The sequence below is a fragment of the Mammaliicoccus sp. P-M58 genome, from assembly GCF_022386165.1.
Taxonomy (GTDB): Bacteria; Bacillota; Bacilli; order Staphylococcales; family Staphylococcaceae; genus Mammaliicoccus; species Mammaliicoccus sciuri.
This window is the reverse complement of the sequence record NZ_JAJNJI010000023.1, coordinates 1-5,097: the sequence shown is the minus strand read 5'-3', so window position 1 is coordinate 5,097 and position 5,097 is coordinate 1. Positions and strand designations below refer to the sequence as shown.

Annotated in this window: 5 protein-coding genes; all 5 read right to left on the bottom strand. The window is 28.6% G+C overall.

Annotation, left to right across the window (positions count from 1 at the left end):
- Window positions 1–155 precede the first annotated feature (155 nt).
- Window positions 156–1,754 carry a primase C-terminal domain-containing protein gene (locus LQ694_RS15295; protein WP_239772205.1) on the bottom strand — a complete coding sequence of 533 codons (1,599 nt, stop codon included), beginning with the start codon at window positions 1,752–1,754 and terminating at the stop codon, window positions 156–158.
- Window positions 1,755–2,801: 1,047 nt separating this feature from the next.
- Window positions 2,802–3,185 (bottom strand): hypothetical protein, encoded by a 384-nt coding sequence (locus tag LQ694_RS15290; RefSeq protein WP_239772203.1) that lies wholly within the window; start codon window positions 3,183–3,185, stop codon window positions 2,802–2,804.
- 145 nt (window positions 3,186–3,330) lie between these two features.
- The gene (locus LQ694_RS15285) at window positions 3,331–4,137 is read right to left on the bottom strand and encodes a ParA family protein (protein ID WP_239772200.1); all 807 of its coding nucleotides are present in this window, start codon (window positions 4,135–4,137) and stop codon (window positions 3,331–3,333) included.
- A gap of 114 nt (window positions 4,138–4,251) precedes the next feature.
- Window positions 4,252–4,521, bottom strand: a complete 270-nt coding sequence (locus tag LQ694_RS15280) for a helix-turn-helix domain-containing protein (protein ID WP_239772198.1) — start codon at window positions 4,519–4,521, stop codon at window positions 4,252–4,254.
- A gap of 200 nt (window positions 4,522–4,721) precedes the next feature.
- Window positions 4,722–5,024 carry a hypothetical protein gene (locus LQ694_RS15275; RefSeq protein WP_239772196.1) on the bottom strand — a complete coding sequence of 101 codons (303 nt, stop codon included), beginning with the start codon at window positions 5,022–5,024 and terminating at the stop codon, window positions 4,722–4,724.
- Window positions 5,025–5,097 lie beyond the last annotated feature (73 nt).

Sequence of the window (5,097 nt, the reverse complement as noted above, 5' to 3'; positions counted from 1 at the left end):
ATTAATCTATCTATACTCCTATATATACAAACTATATTAATCTATCTATACTCCTATATATACAAACTATATTAATCTATCTATACTCCTAATAGTTTATTTACCTGGGCGAGAAACTGAAGTATATAAGTAATGGCACAGTGGACAATTAAAATTTAACTAATATTCCTGGTTGCAATAGTGACTGAATTATCATATTTTAATGGATCTGATTGTATATCATCTATATAGCTTAGTATTGATGTTAGTTCTTCATACAGTCCCTTATTCTGTGCTACAGTCGTTCTTAAGTCTTTTGACACGTTTAATAGGCTTCTCAATGCTTTAGAGAAACCAGCCTTTTGTTCTTTAATACTTTTGACCATGCCAAATACACGTTGTATAAACACTTTTTTAAGCGCTATAAACGTTTCTGCATATCTTCCTTTACCTTTTGTGTATTTAACTAATAAACCTTCTTTAATTGCCTTTTTAGTAACCTTATCTAATACAGATCTAGCCATGCCTAATTCTTTAGCAATAGCTGTAGTTGATCCTTTCATAAATACTTTATCAATGTCTGTTCTTTCTTCTAAATACTCTTGTAAATCTCCTAGTCTTTCATAATAGTGACTGCGCTGACGTTCTTCTCTAGGCTTTGCGTGTTTATAAAAGCCATTCACTGCTACAAAACTATTGTTATACATTACTTCACCATTGCTAAAGGCTTCTAATAGGTTTTCAACGTGAAACCTACTAGGCGCTTTATAATTACCTCTAAATGCACTTCTAATTGTTTTAATAAATTCATTATTTGATAAAGGTTTAGCGAAACGACTATTTAAAGGTTCTAATATTGCTTGCGTTTGATCAACAGTATCACCAATTGATTTATAATATAGCGCAAGAGTGAATACAGTATTGTTTCTACCAACACCATAGCCTACTGAAGTTATATCAGCTTCATTCATTAAGAAATCAACCCAATCAGGCGTGTTATTACTGTTCACAACGCCTAAAACAGAATTTAAACCATTAAATTTTAAATCATTTTTCTTTGAATATTCTTTACTCCATTTCATTAATTCACTACTTGAAATGTATCTATTTTCAAAATGTCTAACATTATTAGTATTAGGCAATCTAAAGAAGCCTGTTGATACACAATGTTTATCGACAGTTAAATATTCGCTTTGATTTAATGAATGTATTAATGACTGGTGAATACTTTCAGCTACGTTCAAAGCTTTCTTATTGGTTTTAGAAGGATAGAATGGCGTATCTAATACAAAGTACAAATGCCAACCTCTAGGCGTTTTCACATACATATTAGGCATAAAGTTTTGTGTATTATTTGTACAACTCCAAATTGATAATTGAAAAACTAATTCAGCAAACTCATAATCTTTGTCTATATCGATTACAAATGTATTAATCTGTTTAACATTCTCTTTTGTACGCTTACTTAATGAACCTGTATCTCTATCTAGCTTTAATGAATGATAAGGGTTTGGTGTCCAATGAGTGTAATTTTCAGCACCATTCACAAGTGTTTCTTCAGAACTTACCACATGACCTTTACCAGCTACCATCATTTCTTTACTATTAGTTACTGCAACTCTACCTGATCTATAATTTGCAGGTCTTGTCGCTTTCCAATTATTACGCTCTAATTTACTATATTTTGAATGATTATATTTATATTTTTCTATGCTTCCATGCATAATAAAATCATATATTTTATTTAAATCTATAGTTTTACTTTGATTAAACATAAAAAATTCCTCCTTAAAATGTGTTTGTTTCACAACATAATAAGAAGAAATTTGTTTACTTATATATATATCGTCTATATATACAATATATATGTTGAATATATATTCTATATATGGACTTATATATATTAATTTGTTTACTTTTGTAAACGTCTGCTATATAATCATAGGTGTATTGTCTACTGAGTAGACGACCTCCTTAATTATATAACTTCTTCTTATTAAGATGTGATTATTAAGACAAACGCCTTAATAATATAATTTCTTTTTATTAAGTTGTGATAATTAAGACAAACGCCTTAATAATATAATTTCTTTTTATTAAGTTGTGATAATTAAGACAAACGCCTTAATAATATATTTTTTATTAAGTTGCGATAATTAAGACAAACGCTTTAATAATATAACTTCTTCTTATTAAGTTATGATTATTAAGACAAACGCCTTGTTTACCTACAATTAAATAAAGTGAATTCCTTCTTAATAAATAGCTTCTCCTTATTAAGTTGTGTTTACTTCTTATTGAGTTGTGGGTGGTACAAATCATATTGTCAGTATGATTTGACCGAATAGCTAATTGTCAGTTAGCTAACAGAAAATATCTTATTGTCAGTAAGATATGTTTATCGTATTTCAACTATGAATTTAAAACGGGAATTTTAAATAATTTGTGAACTCGTCCATTGGGCGAGTTTTCTTATTACTCTTTAAATACTACCGAAAACACTGATTTAAAGCAATATTTCTTAAAAAATAAAAGACCAGGCAACAATAACGTTACCTGGTCTATAGATTAATTCTATCTTTTTGATTAACTATAATTACAATACGTGTTATAATTATAGTTAATCAAAGAGGTTAGAAGTGGTCTATACGTTAGTTTGGTAACGTATCGTTCGTTTGTCAGGTGTTCCAGCACCTTCAAAACATTTCTAGCTTCTTTTATTTTTTTATTACAATCATTATAACGCTATTTAAATACGCTTACAACTAATTATATAAGAATATTAATAAAAGGTGGATACTTCGTGTATGCCACCTTTTTGTTTATAGTTTACCTTTGCTCTCAATATTATCTAAAGCATTTTCTATTATTAAATTAACTAGGTTTGTTTCAGCACCTTTTGGCTGATCCTTACATAATTCTCTCAAGCGTTTAATTGAACTAACTTTAATGTTCCAGCCTTTATATTTCTTCTCTGTTTCTTCTCTGTTTAAAACACTTGCCAATTCACCTTTATATTCAACATCTTTTTTAGATGAATTATTAACTACATTCTCAACGCTTTTATGTTCTTCTGTGTTAGATTCATGGTTTACAGCATTAGCGACATTTGATCCTTTAAAGTCATTATTTTCTCTATCATTAGGTCTTTTTCCTAAAGTATCTTCAAAACTCATACGATTTTGAACTCTATCATCTCTAGCCATATTGAACAACCTCCATTATCCAGTTATTGACTTAATTGTATCACAAATGATACATATACATCAATATATATATGTACATATATATACTCTATATAGTTAAAATATATACTCTATATATACTATATATATAGAGTGTCTATATTAGTTATTGCGTATGATCTATTTCTATAATTTTTTTTGCGATTTCTTTATAATTTTTAACAGCATCTAAATGTTTGTATTCATCAACTAAAACTGCTGGTTGTCTATACATTAAGGGTGCTTCACCAACTTTAATAGTATGAGGTATTTTTTCTTCAAAGACATCAATTTTACGTTGCTGGGCAAATTTATACAAATCTAATAAATTAATTTTATGAAGGTTTGTATTTTCTCTGTACAATGTTACCAAAATACCTTCTATGTTTAGTCCTAGATTAGAAGTCTTTTGAATTTTTTCTACTCGATTGATAAACCTTTGAATAGATCTCATTGAGTACACACTAGGATGATAAGGTACAATAATTCTATCTATATAGTTTAGAATATTGATCTGCACAACTTCCATAGAAGGAGGGGCATCTACAAATATATAATCAAATTGATCTTCAATACTTTTTAATCGATTTTTAAGTACGTGTAAGATTTCTTCACCTGTCCCATGTTCCTGTAATATATCCATTGTAAAATAGTCCATATCATCATTGGCTGGTAATATATATAAGTTGTCAGTTACATCTGAAACTTTATAAATAACATCTTCAGCTTTAGCTTCACCCATAAGTACATCATATATAGTGTCTTTGAAATCATCAGGTCTATAACCAAAACTTAATGATTCGTTGCCCTGCGCATCCATTCCTATAATAGCTGTCTTATAACCTTGCTTTGCTATTTCTGAAGCGATATTAGTAACTGACGTACTTTTACCTTCGCCACCTTTATTTGTTGAAATCGTATATTTAATTGCCATATCCAAATTCCCTCCTTATTTCAATAGATCATCAAATCTGATATTCTCTCTCGCTTTTTCTATGATTATACTATAACATATTTTAGTAAACTTGTAAAGTTTTTTAGTAATAAATTACTCATTTCTAATCTTATTCATTAAATCTACAATCGATATATTTAAATACTTACTTAATATATATAAGTTTTCTAGTTTGATTGTACTAGCTTTATAGTTACCATTTTCTAAAGCTGATAACCAGGTACGCGAATAATTTAAATCTCTTTCTATTTGTGTCTGTGTCACACCTTGCTTTTTTCGTTCATGTTTAAGTGCCTGCGCAATGGAATGTGTAAAATCTTTTGCTTCTTTTTCCCATTGATCTATTTTTTCTTGTTCTAACATAAAAATACCCCTTATGATTTATTGAATAGCTTACAGTATAGACTAAATTATACAGTTAATAGTGAAATCAATAAATCAATAGCTTAGTTATATTTTTTCGATTACTATGAGGGCGATTCTGACAACAGTTACGCATAACAACCCACAAAATTTAATTTCGAAGCGCCTGAGGGCTTTTCTCAGAACCCCATTTTTACAATCTATGCTTGATGACCTGCAATTTTTTGGGAATTTGAAATTAACGTACTACTTTTAGATAAACTAGAACCTCTAAAGACAATATCTTTTCCATATTTAAACCTTATAGGATCTAACTCATTTTCAATAATTTCTACTTTAATTTGTTTAGGATCTTCAAATAAAGATAACTGCTTAATCTGATTAGGTATAAATTGACCAAATGAAATTGCTATCGTTCGATATAATCTATCATTTTCAAGTCGATCTGATAAATAACGCCATAACTGATTAATGATTACATAAGAATTTTGGTTCTGTTGCAAAGTTAATTTTATAGTATAATTTTAACAAAAAAGGAGCGTTCTCTATGAATTATTTTAGATATAAGCAATTTAA

Coding starts and splice junctions, on each gene's coding strand:
- LQ694_RS15295 (WP_239772205.1), bottom strand. CDS start 1,754: ATGTTTAATCAAAGTAAAACTATAGATTTAAATAAAATATATGATTTT.
- LQ694_RS15290 (WP_239772203.1), bottom strand. CDS start 3,185: ATGGCTAGAGATGATAGAGTTCAAAATCGTATGAGTTTTGAAGATACT.
- LQ694_RS15285 (WP_239772200.1), bottom strand. CDS start 4,137: ATGGCAATTAAATATACGATTTCAACAAATAAAGGTGGCGAAGGTAAA.
- LQ694_RS15280 (WP_239772198.1), bottom strand. CDS start 4,521: ATGTTAGAACAAGAAAAAATAGATCAATGGGAAAAAGAAGCAAAAGAT.